19 protein-coding genes are annotated in these 19,561 nt (G+C 71.0%); 8 read left to right on the forward strand and 11 right to left on the reverse strand.

Annotated features, from left to right (window positions below; genetic code table 11):
- The first annotated feature begins 147 nt into the window (after window positions 1-147).
- A complete protein-coding gene (locus tag JQN83_RS01175; protein ID WP_208565146.1) occupies window positions 148-1,911 on the forward strand; it encodes a hypothetical protein in 1,764 nt (587 codons plus the stop codon).
- Between the two features lie 185 nt (window positions 1,912-2,096).
- Here JQN83_RS01175 and rplI read toward each other — a convergent pair whose 3' ends face one another.
- The 4 genes from rplI to rpsF all read right to left on the reverse strand — a co-directional run bounded on the left by rplI (window position 2,097) and on the right by rpsF (window position 3,745).
- The gene (gene rplI / locus JQN83_RS01180) at window positions 2,097-2,543 is read right to left on the reverse strand and encodes a 50S ribosomal protein L9 (RefSeq protein ID WP_208565147.1); all 447 of its coding nucleotides are present in this window, start codon (window positions 2,541-2,543) and stop codon (window positions 2,097-2,099) included.
- Window positions 2,544-2,557: 14 nt separating this feature from the next.
- Complete coding sequence (gene rpsR, locus JQN83_RS01185) at window positions 2,558-2,797, reverse strand: 30S ribosomal protein S18 (RefSeq protein ID WP_007073789.1); 240 nt, start codon at window positions 2,795-2,797, stop codon at window positions 2,558-2,560.
- Between the two features lie 41 nt (window positions 2,798-2,838).
- Window positions 2,839-3,375 carry a single-stranded DNA-binding protein gene (locus tag JQN83_RS01190; protein WP_208565148.1) on the reverse strand — a complete coding sequence of 179 codons (537 nt, stop codon included), beginning with the start codon at window positions 3,373-3,375 and terminating at the stop codon, window positions 2,839-2,841.
- A gap of 79 nt (window positions 3,376-3,454) precedes the next feature.
- Window positions 3,455-3,745, reverse strand: coding sequence for a 30S ribosomal protein S6 (gene rpsF, locus JQN83_RS01195; protein ID WP_067301247.1), 291 nt, complete (start codon window positions 3,743-3,745; stop codon window positions 3,455-3,457).
- A 553-nt stretch (window positions 3,746-4,298) separates the two neighbouring features.
- Here rpsF and JQN83_RS01200 point away from each other — a divergent pair.
- Both JQN83_RS01200 and JQN83_RS01205 read left to right on the forward strand, forming a co-directional pair.
- Window positions 4,299-5,081 carry a deoxyribonuclease IV gene (locus tag JQN83_RS01200; protein WP_208565149.1) on the forward strand — a complete coding sequence of 261 codons (783 nt, stop codon included), beginning with the start codon at window positions 4,299-4,301 and terminating at the stop codon, window positions 5,079-5,081.
- Window positions 5,082-5,483: 402 nt separating this feature from the next.
- Window positions 5,484-7,574: a putative glycosyltransferase family protein gene (locus JQN83_RS01205; RefSeq protein ID WP_244251644.1), complete on the forward strand. Its 2,091-nt coding sequence runs from the start codon at window positions 5,484-5,486 to the stop codon at window positions 7,572-7,574.
- A gap of 150 nt (window positions 7,575-7,724) precedes the next feature.
- Here the strand turns inward: JQN83_RS01205 and JQN83_RS01210 are convergent, their stop codons facing one another.
- The 3 genes from JQN83_RS01210 to JQN83_RS01220 all read right to left on the reverse strand — a co-directional run bounded on the left by JQN83_RS01210 (window position 7,725) and on the right by JQN83_RS01220 (window position 12,985).
- Window positions 7,725-9,233, reverse strand: coding sequence for a glycosyltransferase family 87 protein (locus JQN83_RS01210; protein ID WP_208565150.1), 1,509 nt, complete (start codon window positions 9,231-9,233; stop codon window positions 7,725-7,727).
- A gap of 177 nt (window positions 9,234-9,410) precedes the next feature.
- Window positions 9,411-12,341 carry a transglycosylase domain-containing protein gene (locus JQN83_RS01215; RefSeq protein WP_208565151.1) on the reverse strand — a complete coding sequence of 977 codons (2,931 nt, stop codon included), beginning with the start codon at window positions 12,339-12,341 and terminating at the stop codon, window positions 9,411-9,413.
- A gap of 197 nt (window positions 12,342-12,538) precedes the next feature.
- On the reverse strand, window positions 12,539-12,985 hold the full coding sequence (locus tag JQN83_RS01220; protein WP_208565152.1) for a DUF5318 domain-containing protein: 447 nt from the start codon (window positions 12,983-12,985) through the stop codon (window positions 12,539-12,541).
- A 175-nt stretch (window positions 12,986-13,160) separates the two neighbouring features.
- Between JQN83_RS01220 and JQN83_RS01225 the strand changes: the two genes are divergently transcribed.
- Entirely contained in the window at window positions 13,161-13,802 is a 642-nt protein-coding gene (locus JQN83_RS01225; RefSeq protein ID WP_208565153.1) for a PadR family transcriptional regulator, read from the forward strand.
- A 17-nt stretch (window positions 13,803-13,819) separates the two neighbouring features.
- A complete protein-coding gene (locus JQN83_RS01230) occupies window positions 13,820-14,899 on the forward strand; it encodes an inositol-3-phosphate synthase (protein ID WP_208565154.1) in 1,080 nt (359 codons plus the stop codon).
- A 58-nt stretch (window positions 14,900-14,957) separates the two neighbouring features.
- Here JQN83_RS01230 and JQN83_RS01235 read toward each other — a convergent pair whose 3' ends face one another.
- The 4 genes from JQN83_RS01235 to JQN83_RS01250 form a co-directional block, all read right to left on the reverse strand.
- The gene (locus tag JQN83_RS01235) at window positions 14,958-15,344 is read right to left on the reverse strand and encodes a hypothetical protein (protein ID WP_208565155.1); all 387 of its coding nucleotides are present in this window, start codon (window positions 15,342-15,344) and stop codon (window positions 14,958-14,960) included.
- On the reverse strand, window positions 15,341-15,547 hold the full coding sequence (locus tag JQN83_RS01240) for a ribbon-helix-helix protein, CopG family (protein WP_067310753.1): 207 nt from the start codon (window positions 15,545-15,547) through the stop codon (window positions 15,341-15,343). Before JQN83_RS01240 ends, JQN83_RS01235 begins: the two co-directional genes overlap by 4 nt.
- A gap of 127 nt (window positions 15,548-15,674) precedes the next feature.
- The gene (locus tag JQN83_RS01245) at window positions 15,675-16,163 is read right to left on the reverse strand and encodes a methylated-DNA--[protein]-cysteine S-methyltransferase (RefSeq protein WP_208565156.1); all 489 of its coding nucleotides are present in this window, start codon (window positions 16,161-16,163) and stop codon (window positions 15,675-15,677) included.
- A gap of 42 nt (window positions 16,164-16,205) precedes the next feature.
- The gene (locus JQN83_RS01250; protein WP_208565157.1) at window positions 16,206-16,973 is read right to left on the reverse strand and encodes a RhiA family protein; all 768 of its coding nucleotides are present in this window, start codon (window positions 16,971-16,973) and stop codon (window positions 16,206-16,208) included.
- 415 nt (window positions 16,974-17,388) lie between these two features.
- Between JQN83_RS01250 and JQN83_RS01255 the strand changes: the two genes are divergently transcribed.
- The 3 genes from JQN83_RS01255 to JQN83_RS01265 are packed head-to-tail and all read left to right on the forward strand — an operon-like array spanning window position 17,389 to window position 19,544.
- Window positions 17,389-17,910 carry a SigE family RNA polymerase sigma factor gene (locus JQN83_RS01255; protein ID WP_204925506.1) on the forward strand — a complete coding sequence of 174 codons (522 nt, stop codon included), beginning with the start codon at window positions 17,389-17,391 and terminating at the stop codon, window positions 17,908-17,910.
- Window positions 17,907-18,992, forward strand: a complete 1,086-nt coding sequence (locus tag JQN83_RS01260) for a TolB-like translocation protein (RefSeq protein ID WP_208565158.1) — start codon at window positions 17,907-17,909, stop codon at window positions 18,990-18,992. Before JQN83_RS01255 ends, JQN83_RS01260 begins: the two co-directional genes overlap by 4 nt.
- Before the next feature lie 30 nt (window positions 18,993-19,022).
- Complete coding sequence (locus JQN83_RS01265; protein ID WP_307798944.1) at window positions 19,023-19,544, forward strand: NfeD C-terminal domain-containing protein; 522 nt, start codon at window positions 19,023-19,025, stop codon at window positions 19,542-19,544.
- Window positions 19,545-19,561: the final 17 nt, after the last annotated feature.

The following is a 19,561-nucleotide window of genomic DNA, read 5'->3' on the forward strand; positions in this document are numbered from 1 at the left end:
CTCTGACCTGCTGTTTCTTTGTCCCCACCCTGTGGACGAATAATTTCTGGTAAGGCTCTTGGGTCGGTCTTCCCGTACTATCTCTGCGAAACGGCTACACCTGGACAGCGGATTGCACTTTCGGTTGAGAAGGGTCACGCTCCGGCCGTGAGTTACCGGGACTGGGAGCGCGGGGAGGGCAACCCGCGCGAGCGTCAGCCGATCGCCCCGTGGGACGACCTCGGCGACCCGGTCCTGTCAGCTTCACACTCCTCGACGGACCGCTACCGCACGCCGAGCCGCCGCCGGGCGGTCGAGCGTGGCCAGGAGGAGCCCGTCGACGCCTACCTGCCCCGGTGGGCGGTCGAGTCGGGGATCGCCCACGCCGACGGCCGTGGCCGGCACGCCGCCCCGGACGACGAGGACGACGACGCCCCTCCGGTCTCCGGGGTGGGTCGTCGTGCCGCCAGACGGCGGCGGGAGAGCGAACGGCGGGAAACCCGCGCCATCGCCGCGGCCCCCGAGTCCGACCACACCCGGGAGTGGACTTTCGACCGCCCACAGGATCAGGGGTACGTCGGCAGCCGGCGGGCGGACACCGATGAGGGTGCGCCGGTCTCCGGGGCCGCCCCGACGGCCCGCCCTCGGCGGTCGCCGTCCCGCCGGCCCGAGGTGATCTGGTCCGGCGGTGACGACTCCGACCTGCCGGTGGAGGCCGTACCCGAGCAACCGCCCCGGCGACGGCGGCGCAACACCGACGATTCGTGGGCCCGGCCGTTGACCGACCCGGGAAGCCGTCCGGCGAGCGACCCGTGGAGCCGTTCCGCCGAGCCGGAGCCGGAGTACCGGCCTGCGGTGGACCCGTGGGACGCGTCCGGCGTGCACAGCTGGCAGAGTCCGGTGGCCGACGACCGCTGGGAGCGTCCCGGCGGGGCGTCGCGGTGGGAGCAGAGCGACGACACCGGCCAGTGGGACCGGTTCACCGACACCGCGCAGTGGGACCGGACGGACATCGGCCGGTGGGGGTCGGTGACCGCGGATCGTGACGAGGTCGGCCGCCGGGACACGGGCGGTGTCGGCCGGTGGGGGTCGGTGACCGCGGATCGTGACGAGGTCGACCGCCGGGACACGGGCGGGATCGGCCGCCGGGACACGAGCGGGATCCGCCGCCGGGACACCGGCGGTGACGACCGGTGGGGCCGGGACGACGCCGACCGGTGGGACACCGACGGTGTCGGCCGCCGGGCCCGGGACGACGTCGACCGGTGGGAACGGTCGGTGCCTCCCCGGTCCTCGCAGCCGGTGACGGGTGGCGAGGGCTGGCCGTGGGGTGAGCAGCCGGAGGGGTTCTGGTCGGGCACCCGGCTGGCCGGCGACGATCCCCGGTGGATGGACCCACCGACCTCGGCACCCCGCTCTCCGGTGGTGGGTTACACGGCACCGAGGCCCCGGCCGGTGCCCCGGCGTCGGGCCGAGCCGGCGTCGGGCCGGTCGGTGGCGACGGCCGCACTGCGGGACCGGATCGGATCGGTGGGTGCCGGTTCGTGGAACCGCCGCCTGGAGGACGACCTGCTCGACCCGGACCCGGGTGGCCCGCTGCGCCCGCTGGTCTACACCGCCGCCTGCTACCTGGTGCCGGCGGTGCTGGTGTTTCTGTGGCTGTTGACCCTGGACGGTCAGCCGCCGGCCGGCTGTGTCACGGACATCAGCGGCGGCGGGTGTGAACCGCCCCGGGCGCACGCCTTCGGTTCCCTGGTCGCGGGGGCACCCCGGTTCGGGCTGTCGCTGCTGAGCAGTCTGGTGGTGGCGGTCCTGCTGCGCCGGGTGGGGACGACCTGGCGGCCGGCGACGGTGGCGTTGGCGGCGGCGGTGGTGGGTGGTGGCCTGTCCACCGTGTTGATCAGCGCGATCACCGGTCAGCCGATCGGCTGACCTGCGCGGCGTTCCCGGCGTCGGTGGCGCCGCGCGGTGCCGCCGAGCCTGGCTCCGGGTGATGTGCGGTCGACGGTTGCCGGGGTGATGGGACGCCGCCGCAGAGCCCCGGGCCGTCGGTGGACATGACTTGGCCCGCACCGGGTGCCGGTGCGGGCCATGTCGGGTGATGCTGTGCGGTGAGGTCAGCCCTGGACGACGTTGAGGTCGAACTTGGCGGACACCTCGGGGTGCAGCTTGACCCGCACCGGGTAGGCGCCGGTCGACTTGATGTGACCGGGCATCTCCAGCCGACGACGGTCGAGGACCGGGCCGCCGGCCGCCTTGACGGCGTCGACGACCTCGGCCGGGGTGACCGAGCCGAAGAGCCGGCCACCGTCGCCGGCGCGGACCTTCAGGTTGACCTTCAGGCCCTCAAGCTGGTCCTTGACCTCGGTGGCGTGGCCCAGGTCGCGGATCTCCCGGGCCGAGCGGGCCCGCTTGATGACCGTGACCTGCTTCTCCGCACCCTTGGTCCAGCTGATCGCGAAGCCCTGCGGCAGCAGGTAGTTACGGCCGTAGCCGTTCTTGACCTCGACGATGTCGCCGGGGGCACCGAGACCGGAAACTTCCTGGGTCAGGATGATCTTCATGTCGGTGCCTCCTCTCAGCGGGCCGTGGCGGTGTACGGCAGGAGCGCCATCTCACGGGCGTTCTTGACCGCACGGGCGATCTGCCGCTGCTGCTGGGAGGTGACCCCGGTCACCCGCCGAGCGCGGATCTTGCCGCGGTCGGAGATGAACTTACGCAGCAGCGCGGTGTCCTTGTAATCGATATAGGTGATCCCGTCCTTGTCGAGCGGGTTCACCTTCTTCTTCGGCTTGCGAAGTGCCGCAGCCTTGGCCATTGCACGTGCTCCTGGTTTACGATCGCGGGCGCTCGGCGCCATTAGAACGGTGGCTCCTCATCAAAATTGGCGCCCGAACCACCGCGCGAGGAGGGAGCCGGAGCAGCAGAGGCCCAGGGGTCGTCGAAGTTGCCTCCGCCGCCGCCCTGATTGCCACCGCCACCGGAACCGAAGCCACCGCCGCCACCACCGGAACGCGACATCTTCTGCACCTTCGCCGTGGCGTAGCGCAGCGACGGGCCGATCTCGTCGACCTCGAGCTCGATGACGGTGCGCTTCTCACCCTCGCGGGTCTCGTACGACCGCTGACGCAGCCGACCCGAGACGATCACGCGGGCGCCCCGCTGGAGCGACTCGGCGACGTGTTCCGCCGCCTGCCGCCACACGGTGCAGGCCAGGAAGAGCGGCTCGCCGTCCTTCCATTCGTTGGTGGTCTTGTCCATGAACCGGGGCGTCGAAGCGACCCGGAACTTGGCGACCGCCGCACCCGACGGGGTGAACCGCAACTCGGGGTCATCGGTCAGATTGCCGATGACCGTGATGGTGGTGTCTCCTGCCATGACCAACTCCTCGCGCACTCATCGTTGCGTCGTACAGACTCGCAGAGCCGTACGACAGCACCGACGAGGCTGATCCGGGCGAACCGGGGTTGAATGCTTAGCGCATCTCCGGCCGGATGACCTTGGTGCGCAGCACGGACTCGTTGAGCCGCAGCTGGCGGTCGAGTTCGGCCACCGCCTCCGGCGTCGCCTGAAGGTCGATGACGGCGTAGATGCCCTCGGCCTTCTTGTTGATCTCGTACGCGAGGCGCCGGCGGCCCCACACGTCGGTCTTCTCGACCGAGCCACCCGCGGTCCGGATCACGTTCAGGTACGTGTCGAGCGAGGGTGCGACGGTGCGTTCCTCGAGGCTGGAGTCGAGGATCACCATTACTTCGTAATGACGCAAGACGTGCTCACCTCCTGTGGGCTAGGCGGCCACGGTCCTTCCGTGGCAGGAGGTCGTGCGTCGTGCCCGTCCCGGAGCGGGGGAACCCGACCGGACGCGGACAACCGGACCAGAATACCCGGCCCCGACGATCATGCCCGGGCAGGTCGACCCGACGGGGTGACCCGGCCGGGCAGGAAGGGCGACAGGGGCCCACCGCGACACCCGAAGGCCGGCGGTGGACCCCTGTCCACGGGGCCGCGGGGCGTCCCGTCCGCATTCCTTGGGTGGGACCTGGGGAGGAACGACCACACCGATGAGGTTGGATCGAGGACACCCCGCGGAGCTTCATCCTGTTGTTATCTGACGGTACAACGGCAATCGTCACGTGATAGCCGAATTGCAACTATTCGTCCCACTGCCCTATCTCGGTCAACGATCGCCGCGGTCACCGGGTGACGCCACGCACCCTGCGGCGCGACGCACCGGGGCGGCGGGACGGGGCGGCGGGACGGCGCGACTTGCCCGCGACCGTCACCACCCGGCGTCGGGGACGGGACGTAGGCTCGCCTGCATGCGTATCGGAGCCCACGTCGACCAGGCCGACCCGCTGGCGGAGGCGGCCACCCGTACCGCCGAGGCGGTGCAGTTCTTCCTCTCCGACCCGCAGGGCTGGAAGGCCCCGAAACCCCGGGAGGACGCCGACCGGCTGCGCGCCGCCGACGTGGACCTCTGGGTGCACGCCCCGTACGTCATCAACGTGGCCACCCTCAACAACCGCATCCGCATCCCCAGCCGCAAGCTCCTGCTGGCCCACGCCACTGCGGCGGCGCAGCTCGACGCCCGGGGGTTGATCGTGCACGGCGGCCACGTCAACGCCGGTGACGACCTCGCCGTCGGCTTCGACAACTGGCGCAAGACCTTCGCGTACGCGGCCGACTCCGGTGGCTTCCCCGTGCCGGTCCTGATCGAGAACACCGCCGGCGGCGACAACGCCTGCGCCAGGCGGCTCGACGCGCTGGCCCGGCTCTGGGACGCCCTCGGTGACTACGAGGTGGGCTTCTGCCTCGACACCTGCCACGCGTACGCCGGTGGCGAGGAGCTGCTCGACCTGGTCGACCGGGTGAAGGCGATCACCGGCCGGATCGACCTGGTGCACGCGAACAACTCCAAGGGCGGATTCAACTCCGGGCAGGACCGGCACGACAACCTCGACGGCGGCACCATCGACCCGGAGCTGCTGGTGGCGGTGATCCGGGCGGCGGACGCCCCGGTCATCGTGGAGACCCCCGGCGGGGCGACCGGTCAGGGTGCCGACATCGCCTTCCTCCGTGGGCAGCTCGGCACGGGGGCCTGAGCGCCGATGACCACCAACGCGACGGGCGGCAGCCCACCCCCACGGCAGACCGGCGGCACGGACCCCACCCCCGGGTCGCCGCAGGACCGGCCGGCACCCGACGCGCGGGACAGTTCGGAGCCGGGCAGGAACGACCCGCCCCCGGCCACCGGACCCGACCCGCAGCCGGCCGGACCGGGCGCAGAGCCGGCTGGGTCGGACGCAGAGCCAGCCGGATCGGGCGGCGAGCCAGGCGGATCCGGCGGCGAGCCAGGCGGATCGGGCGGCGAGCCAGGCGGATCGGGCGGCGAGCCAGGCGGGTGGGGCGGTGAGCCGGGCGGACCCGACTTGCAGGCCGACGGAGCCGGCGTGGAGCCCGCCGAGGGCGGCCCGGTGACCGACGAGAGCCGGGCCGAGGGTGGGATGGCCGGCGGCGGGAAGGCCGGGGCCGACCCCGGGCCGACCGGGGCGAAGGCCCAGCCGGCCGGGACGACCACGGAGAAGGCCGCAGCGCCGACCACGGTGGCGACCGACCGGGCCGGCACGCCGACCGCAGTGGCAGCCGACCAGGGCACGACGATCGCGGTGGCAGCCGACCAGGCCGGCACGACGATCGACCCGGCTGCGAAGCCCAGGACCTGGAAAGACCGGCTCAGGAGAAGCAGGGCCGGGAAAGACGAGGCCGGGAAGAGCCGGGGTGACGGGCCGGCCGGGGGCGAAGCGGAGCAGCAGGAGCCGGCGGCCGAGGCCGATCCGTGGACCTCGTTCGCGCCCGCGCCCGAACCGGTGCCCGGCCGCCCCGTCCGGGCGGCCCACGCCACCGGCCGGTTCCTGGTGCACGAGTGGACGCTCGCCGTCCTCGGCTCGCTCACGCTGGCCGTGGGGATGACCTGGCCGACCCTGCGCTACCCGCTCTACACGCTCCCCCAGGACTACTGGGACCCGAGCCTCCAGGCCTGGCAGATGGCCTGGTCCGGGCATGCCCTGCGGACCGACCCGGGGCAGCTGTTCCAGTCCAACACGTTCTTCCCGGAGCCGTGGAGCTTCGCCTTCTCCGACATGCTGCTCGGGTACGCCCCGGTCGGTCTGCTCGGCACCGGCCCGGACGCCGCCGTGCTCCGCTACAACATCATGTTCGTGCTGGCGCACGCGATGGCCACCTTCGGGGCGTACGTGCTGGCCCGGCAGTTGGGCGCGGGACGGATCGGGTCGGCGGTCGCCGGGGTCAGCTACACGTACGCGCCGTGGCTGCTCGCCCAGGCCGGTCACCTGCACATCGTCTCCAACGGCGGTATCCCGTTGGCGCTGGCCATGCTGGCCCGGGGCCACGGCTGGTCGCTGCGGCACGGCTACCGCCCCGAACGCCGCCGGCTCGGCTGGGCGTACGCCGGGTGGGCGGTCGCGGCCTGGCAGCTCAGCCTGGGCTTCGGCATCGGCCTGGTCTTCGCGTACGTCCTCGCGGTCATCCTGCTGGTCTCGGCGGTGGTGTGGTTCTGGCGGCGGCGGCAGGGGCGGCGGCCCTTCGGGCGGCGGCTGTTCGTGGCCGACCTGGTCGGTGGGCTCCTCTTCGCCGCCGTCGGCGCGCTGCTGGCGGTGCCGTACTTCAAGGTCGCCGAGCTGCACCCCAACGCGGAACGGACGATCGGCGACATCGGTGTCTACTCACCACCGGCGAGCGGCTTCTTCACCGCACCCGGCGAGTCGTGGATCTGGGGTGGGCTGCACGAGGGGGCGCGGGCGGCGCTGCCCTGGCATCCGGAGATGACCCTGCTGCCGGGCTTCGTGCTGTACGCGCTGGCGGCCGGCGGGCTGTTCTTCTCGGTGTGGCGGCTGCGGCACCGGCTGTTCATGCTGGCCGGGGTGCTGGTCACCATGGTGCTGGCGATGGGCACCCGGTTCTTCGACGGCACCTTCACCTATGCGCCGCTCTTCGACCACCTGCCGGGCTTCAACGGTCTGCGTACGCCAGGTCGGATGATGCTCTGGACGACGCTGCTGCTCGGCCTGCTGGCCGCCGGTGCGGTGAGTGCCTTCGCCCAGCGGGTCCGCGAGCTGAGCACCGAGCGGGTGTCCTCCCGGCCGTCGCCGTGGCTGCGCGTGGCCACCCTGCTGCCGCTGCTGCTGGTGGTCGTGGAGGGGTTGAACACCACACCGCACCCGGTGGTGCCGGAGCAGCCGGCGGCGATGCGCACGGTGGACGGTCCGCTGCTGGTGCTGCCCAGCAGCCAGAACCAGGACCAGCCGGTGATGCTCTGGTCGACCAGCCGCTTCCAGCAGGTGGTCAACGGCGGCAGCGGCTTCACCCCGAAGCAGCTCGACGACGTCCGTCGGGTGACGGCGGCCTTCCCCGACCAGACCAGCGTCGACTACCTGCGCACCCTCGGCGTACGCAATGTGGTGGTGCTGCGGGACCAGATCGTCGGTACGCCGTGGGAGGTGACCGTGGACGCGCCGGTCGAGCAGTTGGGCATCACCCGCCAACAGGTCGGCAATGCCGTGGTGTTCCGTCTCTGAGGTCGGGTTGCGGTGGGGGTCTGCGGGGGAGCCCAGCCGGCTCCGGGCGGTCAGGCTTGATCCATGCGCCGGCCGGGCTCCCCCGCAAACCTGACGGGCGCACGGCCGTCTTGGACTTGCGCGTCTGGGTGGGGGTTGGGGTGCGTGGTGTCAGGCGGGGGTGGGGGCTGGTTCGGGTTCGGGGGCGGGGGTTTTGCGACGGAGTTTGGTCAGCCAGGGGGCGTCGGGGGCGCCGTCGAGCACGCCGCCGTCCGGGTCGTCGAGGTAGGTCTGGCGGACCGCGTCGCGCTCCGGGTGCAGGATGTCCTTGACGATCAGGACGCAGAGCACCACCACCGTGCCGAGCCGCAGCGACGAGGCCAGCACGAAGACCCCCTCGGGGAAGACCGGGCGGCTGGTGGCCGAGCCGAGCAGCTCGCCGTAGAAGGCGACGAAGTAGCACACCTCGGCGAACTGCCAGGCGAGGAAGGCCCCCCAGCGGGGCCGGGCGAGCACCGCCAGCGGCAGCAGCCAGAGCACGAACTGCTGCGACCAGACCTTGCTGAAGATCAGGAAGGCGGCCACCACCAGGAACGCGAGCTGGGCCAGCCGGGGGCGGCGGGGTGCCCGCAGGGTCAGTACGGCCACGCCGATGCAGGCCAGCCCGAACAGGGCGTACGACAGGTTGTTGAGGGTCGGGATGTTGCCGTTCAGCCACTGGAACGGGCCCTGGTCGCCGGGGGCGCCGGTGTTCACCTTGCCGTCGAGGTACCGCCCGATGTACCACAGCGTGCCCCAGTCGATGGGCCGGGTGGTGTTCAGGTCGAAGAACCGCCCCCAGTTGTCCGGGTAGCGGATCGCCGTCGGCAGGTTCACCGCGACCAGCGCGGCCAGGCCGGTGGCGACGGCGGTGAACGCGGCCCGCAGCCGATTCGCGCGCAGGCCGAGGATCAGGATCGGTCCGAGCAGGAACAGCGGCCACATCTTCGCCGCACCGCCCAGGCCGAGCAGGATGCCGGCCAGTACGGGTTGTCGTTTCGCCCAGGCGGCCAACCCGAGGGCGGCCAACCCGATGGCAAGGAAGTCCCAGTTGACGGTGGCGGTGAGGAACAGCGCCGGGGCCAACGCGAAGAGTGCCGCGTCCCAGGGTCGTCGGCGGCGCAGGGCGAGGATCACCGCGGCGGTGGCGACGGCGAGCGCGCTGAGGGCCAACGCGTTGGCGTTGTAGAACCACCGGCCCTGGTTGATCGTCGGGTCGTCGACGCCGACGGCGTGCACCGGCAGGCCGAGCGCGCCCATCATGTAGCCGGTGAGCACCGGGTATTCCACCGGGTGGTCCCGGTAGGGGACCTTGCCCTCGTGCAGGCCCTCGGCGTAATAGAGGGCCAGCACGTCGGTGTAGCACATCCGGGTGTACTGGATGTTGTTCTGCCAGGCACCGTTCTGGCAGGGCGCCTTCTGCACCCAGTGCAGGGCCAGGGTCAGGCAGGCCAGGGCCAGCACGATCCGGGCCGCCGTCCAGAACCGGCTCTCCCGGCCGGCGGGCCGGTCGACAGCGACGGCATGGTCGCCGAGCGGCCCGCCGATCGCCTCCGAAACGCCTCGGACGAAGCCGTCCGATCGGGACGGGTGGTCGCTGCTCCCGGCGTCGTCGATGCCGGCCGTCGGCTGGGTGCTCATGAGAATGCATCCTGCCCTATGAATGGCTCCCGGACGAGCAGCATGTTCCGCCGGCGGCCCGCTTCACCCCGCGCGGACCGCCCCGGTGGGGGCCTGCCGAAAGACGCCGCTGCCGGCGATCCGCAGGTCTGCGGGTCGCCGGCAGCGGCATAGACGCTCGTCGGTGTACTGGTCAGCTCACTCCCGGGTACGCGGGGTCGGCAGCAGTCCGCCGCCGTTCCCGCCGTTCTGGCCGGGAAGGTTCTGGTTGGGTGGGGTCGGCGGACCGCCGCCCTGGTTCCCTCCCTGATTACCGCCCTGGTTCCCACCTTGGTTCCCGCCCTGGTTGTTGCCGCCCGGGTTGTTGCCGTTCTGGTTACCGCCGCCGAGGAGGCACTGCAGGTCGGTCGGGGCGCAGTTCTGGCCGTTCTGGTTCGGCGGCGGCGGCGGGGGCGGCGGCGGGGTGCCGTTGCCGGACTCCGGGTCGCCGACCTTCGCCGCCGGCGGGAAGTCCAGCTTCTCCTCGCCCTTGAGCGCGCCGTTCATCACCCGTTCCCAGATCTCGCCGGGCATGGAGGAACCGGTCATGTTGGCGCCGTTGTTCAGCTTGATCGCTTCCCGCTTGCCCTTGTTGCCCACCCAGACGGCGGTGGCGAGCTGCGGGGTGTACCCGACGGTCCAGGCGTCACCGTTCTGGTTGGTGCCCTCCTTGAGCTCCCAGGTGCCGGTCTTGGCGGTCGCCTTCCGGCCGTCGGCCAGGGTGTGGCTGATCCGGCCCGGGTAGGCCTCCAGCACGTCGGTCACGTCGGCGACCACGTCCGGGTTGATCCGCTTCTGCGGCTTGAGCTGCTCGCCGCCGAGCTTCTCCCACTTGCCGGTCTCCTTGTTCTGCTTCTCGGCGGAGATCAGGAAGTGGGCCTTGTTGTAGATGCCCTTGTTGGCGAAGGTGGCGAGGCCGTTGGCGTGGTCGAGCACGGTGATCGGGTACTGGCCGTAGGCGACCACGTGGTAGAAGGGGTCGGGCGCCAGGTCGCTGGCCTTCTCCTTGGTCAGGTCGTGCCCCTTGGGCGGGCTCACGTTGGTCTGCCACATCATGCTGACGCCGGCCTTTGCCGCCATGTCGACGATCTTGTCGGGGCCGATGTCGAGGCTGACGTGGTAGAACGGCACGTTCAACGACTGCAGCGTGGACTCCCGCAACGTGCAGGAGTCCCCACACTTGGGGTTGTCGTTGCCGGCGTTGCTGACCCGGAACTTGTCGCCCTCCGGGGTGAACGCCCGGCCCTTCCAACGCGACTCGACGGACTTGCCGGCCTCCAGCGCCGCCGCCAGCGTGTAGATCTTGAAGCTGGAGCCGGGCGAGTGCCCACCGGTGATGTTGCCGTTGGTGTCGGTGTTGGTGCCGGCGTAGTCGGTACCGGTGCCGTCGTCCCCGCCGTAGTAGCCGAGCACCCGGCCGTTGCGCGGGTCGATGGAGACCACGGCGGCCATCAGGTTCTTGCGGGAGCCATCCAGCTCGGAGCCCTTGGTGCTGCGCTGGGCGGCACCGGTGACGGCCTTCTGCACCTTGTTGTCGATGGTGGTCCTGATCCGGTAACCACCCTCGCGGAGCATCGCCGAACAGCGCGGCTTACGCTCGGTCACTTCCGCGTCGTTGTCGGTGCAGAGCTTCTTCTCCCGCATCTCCGCCGACACGTAGTTGATGACGTTGCCGATCGGGGTGTTGACCCCGAACTTGACGCCCGACCGGGATTCCTTGGGGGTCTGCAACGTCTTCGTCGGGTACTCCGTCGGATGCGCCGGCCGGCCGGGGGCGTCGACCCAGCGCATCTCGATCATGTTCTTGATGACGTAGTCCCAGCGGTCCTTGGCGTCGGCGGGGTTGAGCGCCGGGTCGAAACCCTTGTGGGTGGCGCTCGGCTCCGGCTGCTTGATCAGGGCGGCCAGCACGGCGGCCTCGGCCACGTCGACCTTGGAGACCGGCTTGCCGAAGTACGTCTGCGCCGCCGCCTCGATGCCGTACGCGTTGCGGCCGAAGTAGATGGTGTTGAGGTAGTGCTCCATGATCTGTTCCTTGGTGAACTGATCGTTGAGCTTGGAGGCGACGATCGCCTCCTTCACCTTTCGCGCGTACGAGTCGTCCTGGAGGTTCTCGTAGGCGTTGCGGGCGTACTGCTGGGTGATCGTCGAGGCGCCCTGCTTGTCGCCGTTGGAGAGGTTGTTCCAGGCGGCGCGGGCGATGCCCTTGTAGTCGACACCGGCGTGCTCGTAGAAGTTCTTGTCCTCCGCCGCCGCCACCGCGTCGCGCATGTGCTGCGGGATCTGGTTGATCGAGACGAAGGTGCGGTTCTGCTCGCCCACCTTGGCGATGACCGTCTTGTTGTCGCTGGCGTAGATGGTCGTGGCGAGCGGCAGCTTGATCTGGTTGGGCAGCACCACGGTGGTGGAGTAGTAGGTGAAGCCGACCACGCCGAGGCCGGCGAGCATGATGAAGACCGCGAAGCCGGCGATCAGCAGGTTGATCCGCTTGCGCCGCTTGGCCTTCGCCATCGCGTCCGGGTCACCCGGGCCGCGTCCACGCCCACCGCCGGCACCACCGCCGTAGCCGCGACCCGGCCCGTTCGGGCCGCCCGGCCCACCCGGCCCGCCGCCGCCGACCGGCGCGACGCCGGCCCGCGCCACCGAGGCGCGACCCGCGGAGCCGACCGAGGCCGCGCCGACGCTGGCCCGGCCGGCGGAAGCCGTCCCGACGCTGGCCCGCCCGGCCGGTCCGCCCGCCGGGGAGACCGGCACCGAGGCCCGACCCCCGCCACCCCATCCCGGCGAGGCCGGGGAGACCGGCACGGAGGCCCGACCCGGCCCGGCCGGTGAGACCGGCACCGAGGCCCGGCCCGGGGTCGCCCGGCCGACCGGGGCCGCGCCACCTGTCGCGCGCGGCGGGGGCACCGCCGCCGAGGCCCGCCCGGTGGGCGCGGCACCGCCGACCGAGGCCCGGCCCGCCGGGGCGGCACCCCGGTCGTCACCGCCCCATCGGGGGTACGCGTCGTCCGCCCCCGGTCCGGGGCCGCCGTTCGAACCCGGTACCTGGGCCCGCGCGCGCGGGGAACTGGGATCGCCGTACGAGTTCATTCCTCACACCCTGCCGGTCGCGGTGGGACGCGGGGGCGCCACCACCGGGTTGCCGTGAGCTGACACACGCGCCATGTGGCCGGCGATGAGCCGGGTGCGCGCTGCAATTTCCACATCATTCGGGCCAATCGGGCCGATGGGCCGCCGGTCGCGGTGTCTGTGTCGTACGACACCCGAGTCGACCGGATCAGCCAGGTTCACCGTTGCGCCTCTCGCCTTCGCTCCTGCCGGGCGGCGGCGGCGGACTCCGCAGCGCCCTGTTCCGGACCGCCGTCGGCCAGCCCGTCCCTGCCGAGCAGGAACTGCTCGACGAGGTGGTTCCAGTCACAGCCGAGGCACACCTCCACCACGAAGACCTGAAACTCACGCAGTGTCATCGCCAGCGCGGGCAACTCGGCCAGCGTGCGGGCCTGGCCGGCGGACTGCTTGAGCTCGTCCCCGTAAATGTAGTGGACGTGGGTGAGGTTCTCGCTCCGACAGATCGGGCACCGCTGTTCGGTCGGTTCCCCGTGGAACCGGGCCGCGTTCTTCAGGTAGGGCGAGGCGTCGCACACGTCGTACGTGCCGATCCGCCCGGCGAGCACGTCACGCAGCACTGCTCGCTTCTGCAGCGAGTAGTCGACCACCTGACGAGACGTGCGCATGCGGGAAAGGGTACGCGTTCCGATCGGGTGGGGCGACCACCGTCACGATCCGTGCACGGGCTGGCGCAGAACGGGGGTTTGCCCTGACAGCGGGGGAGGTACTAACGTGCGATGTATCGGTCCGATACATCGAGGCGGTTAACCGGCCGCTCCGAGGGTAAGGAAAGGGTGGCCCGTGCTCGAGCTCGCCATCCTCGGCCTCCTGCAGGAGGCCCCGATGCACGGCTACGAACTCCGCAAGGAGCTCACCGCCAAGCTCGGCGCCATCCGGGCGGCGATCAGCTACGGCTCGCTCTACCCGACCCTGCGCAGGTTGCAGGCGGCGGGTTGGATCACCGAGGCCGCCGACGCACCGGCCACCGCCGAGGAGGTTCCCGCACTGACCAGCCGACGAGGTCGGGTGGTCTACAAGATCACTGCGGAGGGCAAGGAACGCTTCGCCCAACTGATCGCGCAGGCCGGGCCCGAGACGTACGACGACACGGGCTTCGGTGTGCACTTCGCGTTCTTCGCCCGCACCGACCAGGCGACCCGGCTGCGCATCCTGGAGGGTCGCCGCCGCACGATCGAGGAACGTCGCGAGGGACTTCGGGACGTGCTGGGCCGGGCGGCCGAGCGTCTCGACGCGTACACCCTGGAACTGCAACGCCACGGCCTCGACGCCTGCGAGCGCGAGGTCCGCTGGCTGGAGGAGCTCATCGCCAACGAGCGCTCCGGCCGTGCCCCGACAGTCCCGCGACCCGGGACGGCCGGCGGTCCACGAGACAACAACAGCCCGCCTCCGCCTGGAGAGTCCAGGAATGAGCGGCCGTCATGAAGAAGGAGGCAGACGCTATGGGCTCCGTCCGCGTCGCCATCGTCGGTGTGGGTAACTGCGCCTCGTCCCTCGTGCAGGGCGTGGAGTACTACCGCAACGCCGACCCGAACGACCGCGTCCCGGGTCTCATGCACGTCACCTTCGGCGACTACCACGTATCGGACGTGGACTTTGTCGCGGCGTTCGACGTGGACGCCAAGAAGGTCGGCATGGACCTCGCGGAGGCGATCGTCGCCAGCGAGAACAACACCATCAAGCTCTGCGACGTGCCGCCCACCGGCGTCAGCGTCCAGCGCGGCCCGACCTTCGACGGCCTGGGCCAGTACTACCGCGAGATCATCGAGGAGTCCGACGCCGCGCCGGTCGACGTGACCAAGGCGCTGCGCGACGCCCAGGTCGACGTGGTCGTCTGCTACCTGCCGGTCGGCTCCGAGCAGGCCGCCAAGTTCTACGCCCAGGCCGCGATCGACGCCGGCTGCGCCTTCGTCAACGCGCTGCCGGTCTTCATCGCCTCCGACCCGGAGTGGGCGCAGAAGTTCACCGACGCCGGCCTGCCGATCGTCGGTGACGACATCAAGAGCCAGGTCGGCGCCACCATCGTGCACCGCGCGCTGGCGAAGCTGTTCGAGGACCGGGGCGTCGAGCTGCTGCGCACCTACCAGCTCAACTTCGGCGGCAACATGGACTTCATGAACATGCTGGAGCGCACCCGGCTGGTCTCGAAGAAGATCTCGAAGACCCAGTCGGTCACGTCCCAGATCCCGCACGAGATGGTCAAGAGCGACGTGCACATCGGCCCGTCGGACCACGTGCCGTGGCTGGACGACCGCAAGTGGGCGTACATCCGCCTGGAGGGCCGTTCCTTCGGTGACACCCCGCTCAACGCCGAGCTGAAGCTCGAGGTGTGGGACTCGCCGAACTCGGCCGGTGTCATCATCGACGCCGTCCGGGCCGCCAAGATCGCCCTGGACCGCAAGGTCGGTGGCCCGATCCTCTCGGCCTCCTCCTACTTCATGAAGTCCCCGCCGGAGCAGTACGCCGACCACGACGCGCACGCCGCCGTCGAGTCCTTCATCAAGGGCGACATCGAGCGCTGACGCGCCTACCACCAGCACCACCGAGGGCCGGGTCCGTACGGACCCGGCCCTCGCGTGTTCAGCCCGCCATCTCCAGGTACGGCGACAGCCGCAACGTCAACTCCTCGACCGAGTCGACCTCACCACTGGTCAACGCGTCGGTCAACGCCATCCGGTCCTTGGCCGGCATGGTGAGGCGCAGGCCGGAACGAGTCAGCAGGATGCGCATCGCCGCCCAGGCGAGCCCGGCGTTCCACAGGTCGAGGGGACGCCAGACCGTCAACCCGTGCAGCAGTGCCGCCGCCCGGTCCAGCGCGGTCGGGTAGGCGGCCTGTCCGACCAACCGCGCGTGCGGTCGGGCCGCCGCCGCCACGAGTATCCCGGCGTCCCGCACCTGGCTCCGGGGGCCGGTGTGCTCGGCGAGCAGGGTCAGCAGGTCCTCGGCGTCCGGCCAGGGGTGGGTCATCTGTCCCCCAGCATCTCGAAGAACTCCGCGTCCTCCTCGAACACCCGGCGGGCGGCCTGACGGGTCCATTCGTCCCGGTCGTGCCGGTCCAGGTAGGCCTGCACCGCCACCTCGACCGTCTTGTGCATCGACCGGTGCTCCGCCTCGGCGAGTTCCTTGAGTCGCTGCTCGACCTCGGGCTTCAGGTTCAGGGTGAAGGCCATACCAGAGTTGTATAACTCGTCGGTCGGCTGGTCAACCACGCTCGACGCCACGTCTCCTCCTCGCTGGGTCGCCGTCCGCGACGATGGTGGCGAGGACCGCTCGGATCAGGGCGGACGGACTGTGCGATCACCCCTCGGGCAGCCAGGCGCGGCGCAGCGCCACCCCCGCCTCCAACTCCAGCAGGGTCACCTTGCGGGGCAGGCCGCCGCCGAAGCCGACCAGCTTGCCGCCCGCGCCGACGATCCGGTGGCAGGGCACGATCACCGGGACCGGGTTGCGGTTACAGGCCACCCCGACCGCACGTGCCGCGCCGGGGTCGCCGACCAGCCGGGCCACCTCGCCGTAGGTGAGCGTCTCCCCGTACGGGATCCGGGTCATCTCCCGCCAGACGGCGCGCTCGAACTCGGACCCGCGCGGCACCGTCACCGGCACGGTGAACCCGGTCAGCTCACCGGCGAAGTACGCCAGCAGTTCGGCCACCGCCCGACCGGCCGACCCGTCGGCGGGCTCGTCGTCGGCCGAGGCGACCCGGCCGAAGTGCGTGCCGCAGACCGCCGTCCCGTCGGTGGCGACGGAGAATTCCCCGATCGGCGAGTCCAGCACGGTCCAACGCATGCGGCCATTCTTCACGCACCGCCGGGACACCGGGCGGTGCCCCTAGCTCCCGTACGAGATGCTCCATTCCTTGCCGTCGAAAACGGCCTTCGCGCTGGTCATGCCGGCGGGATAGGACACCTGTGCCGGTGTGGTGAGTTCGGAGACGTCCATCACCTCGCTGCTCTCGAAGCTCCCGAAGGCGACCCAGTAGGTGGGTTTCGGGTCGAACTCGACGCTGGCGTTGGTCAGGGTCGGCACGACGAACGTGCCGGCCCCTGACATGCCGATCCCTACACTTCCCTGGTCCTGGTCCCCCGGCCCCGGGACAGTATTGTCCTCCTTGATTATCAGGCTTCCGTTCTTTCCGGAGGAACTGGTTGGCCCGAATTCGAAACCGCCTTTGACGTAGGAGAGGGTGACCAGGTTGTTCTGGGTCAGGTCGGCCGACAGGGTCTGGCCCGCCACGAACTGCGTTCCGGGGACGAGAGCCCCGACCTGACCCCAGACGAAGTTGTAGTCGATGTTCCACTGGTATTCGACGGTGGTCGACGGGTGGCACATCTTCGACATCCAGGCGAGCGTGACCGCGTCGCTCGGGAGGACTGGCATCTCCTGGAAGAGGATGGCGTTCATGCCATCGAGCGCCGAATTGTTCAGGATCGTAATGCTGTACCCGACTGCACCCGGCGGGGCTGAGCTGGCCCGAGAGACGCCCTCGCGCGCCCCGGCCGCTGCCCGGCCGGCAGGACCCGCACCAAGCAGCGCGGCACCGAGTCCTGCGCCCAGCGCGACAAACCCGTCCCGTCGACTGATTCTGAATTCCTTCATGAACCCTCCTCGCTCGCAAAGAACGCCCCTGCTGGCGCCCCCTGAAGAGGAGAGGTACGCGTCAAGGCTCGATTTATCCGAAGCTTCATCTCGGATCAGCAATTTGGCGTTGTCAATATGTTAGATAGGAGTTACCGCAAGCGCAAGGGATTCCCCCTCATGCGGAACGGGCAACTCCCAGCTGCCGATAATTGCGCGGGAAAGTAGTTCGATATACGCACTGTGCAGCGGAAGACGCTTCAGGTGCGGTGCGGCCGCAACGGACCGCCGCCCCGATCCAGGGACGGGTGCCCGACGCCCCCCGTCGGTCCCGAGCGGGAGCAGGCGGGAGCGGTCGGCAGGCGACGGCGACAAAAGTGCGTCGGACGGGGCAAGGTTTCCCCGCTGCCGAGCGTCTTCGGTACGGAGGTGAACGGTGACCGAAGGCACCGACGGGGAGTTCACCGCGTTCGTCAACGAACGGGGGGACGCGCTGCTGCGCGTCGCGTACGCGCTGGCGGGCAGCCAGCACGCCGCCGAGGACCTGCTGCAGAACGCGCTGGCCAAGGCGTACGCCCGGTGGCCCCGGATCCGGGGTGACGCCGAGCCGTACGTGCGCCGCATTCTCTACCACGACCAGGTCTCCGGCTGGCGACGGCTGGCCCGGCGCCGTGAGGTCCCGGTGGCGGTGCTGCCGGAACGACCCGGCGAGCGCAACAGCAGCCACGACAGCGAGCTGCGGATGCTGCTGCGCGACGCGCTCCGGACGCTGCCGCCCCGGCAACGGGCGGTGTTGACGCTGCGCTACCTGGAGGACCTCAGTGTCGAGCAGACCGCCGCGATCCTCGGCTGCCGGGCCGGCACGGTGGCCAGCCAGGCCTCCCGCGCGCTGGCCCGGCTGCGGGAACTGGTGCCGTCCTTCGACGATCTCATCGGCAGCCCGGAGGTGAAGCGATGAGCCGACGGGCGGAGGACGCGCTGCGGGCCGCCGTACACGATCTCGCCGACGAGGCGCGGCCGTCGCCCCGGCTGGCCCTGGCGGCGCTGGCCCGGGGCCGTCGGCTGCGTACCCGACGCCGGGTCGCGGTGGTCGGCGCGGCGGTGGTGGTGGCGGTGGCCCTGGTGGTGCCGTTCGTGCTGATCCGGCCGGAGCACCCGGTCCGACCGGTGCGGCCCACGCCGAGCCCCACCTCCGGTACGACGCTGCTGCCCACCCCCGGTGCCGACTGGCCGACCCGGCCGTTGGCGCTACCCGGTGGCTGGGTGGTCACCGGCGGCGTGACCGGCGGCACCGGGTACGTGCTGGACCGCACCCGGTCCCGTTACGTCCGTGCCGGCGGATATGCCGCGGTGTGGCCGGCCCCCACCGGCACGGTCACCGCCGTGCGGGACGAGCAGCGCCCCGGCCAGCTCGGTCTCGCCGACGCGGCCACCGGGAAGCTGCGCTGGCAGCGGGTCCGGGGTGCGCTGGACGTCCAGTGGTCGCCGGACGGCCGCCGGTTGGCGGTGACCGTCCGGCGGGGCGGGGTGCACCACCTCGGCGTGCTGGAGGTCGGCGGGCGGTACCGGGAGTACCGGATCGACCCGGTCAGGTACCGCTGCACCGACTACTGTGCCTTCACCTGGACCCGCGACGGCCGGGAGGTGGCGTTGCCGCTGACCGACAGCTTCGCGCCACAGTCCGAGAGCAGCCGCCATCCACGCTGGGGGGTGCAGTTCTTCTCCGCCGACGACGGGCGGCCGACCCGGTTCGTCAAGATCCCCGGCGACCCTGCCGGCCCGTGGTCCTGGTCGCCCGACGGGAACCGGGTGGTGGTCCAGGGGCAGCGGGAGCCGTTGCTGGTCGACGCGGTCACCGGTGCGGTGCTCGGCCCGCTGCCGGTGGCCGAGGTCGCCTGGGTCGACGACGACCGGCTGCTCTACCGGCGGCCGGGTGGCTACCGGGACGTCGTGCTCGCCGACCCCGCCGGCCATGAGCTGCAACGGTTGCCGCTGCCGAGGGAGTTGGCCGAACGGACGGTGTCCATCGCTCCCAAATGATCACGCGGAACGTTGCGTCGGGTCGCTACCGTGCAGGTCGTGGCCACGGGGACGCTCATCTTTCTGATCATCGGTGGGGCGGGCGTCGGCGTGCTGGCGCTCGCCCTGCTCGGCGGCGAAATCCTGCATTTTGGTCATCCCGACGTCGACGGTCCGGTCTCCGTCGAGGCCGTCGCCGGTTTCCTCGGCGCGTTCGGCTTCGGCGCGGCCATCGTCAACGAGCTGCTCGGTGGGCGTACCCCGGGGATGATCGCGGCGGCGGTCGGTGGCGGCGCGCTCGCCGCGGTGCCCACCGCGTGGCTGGCGGGTCGGCTGAGCCGGGCGGCGCGCGACATGCGCACCGACGCCACCCCCACCCGGGACGACCTGGTCGGCGCGCTCGGCCTGGTGGTCACCCCGATCCCGGCCGGCGGCTACGGCGAGGTGCGGGTACGCGTCGCCGGCCAACCGGTGAAACTCAACGCCCGCGCCGACGAGCCCATCCCGCTCGGTGCGCAGATCTTCGTGGTGCAGACGCTGAGCGAGACCAGCGTGCACGTCGAGACCTACTGACCCCTCTTCTCGCAGAG

Origin of the sequence: Micromonospora antibiotica, from assembly GCF_017599305.1 — a bacterium.
Classification (GTDB): domain Bacteria; phylum Actinomycetota; class Actinomycetes; order Mycobacteriales; family Micromonosporaceae; genus Micromonospora; species Micromonospora antibiotica.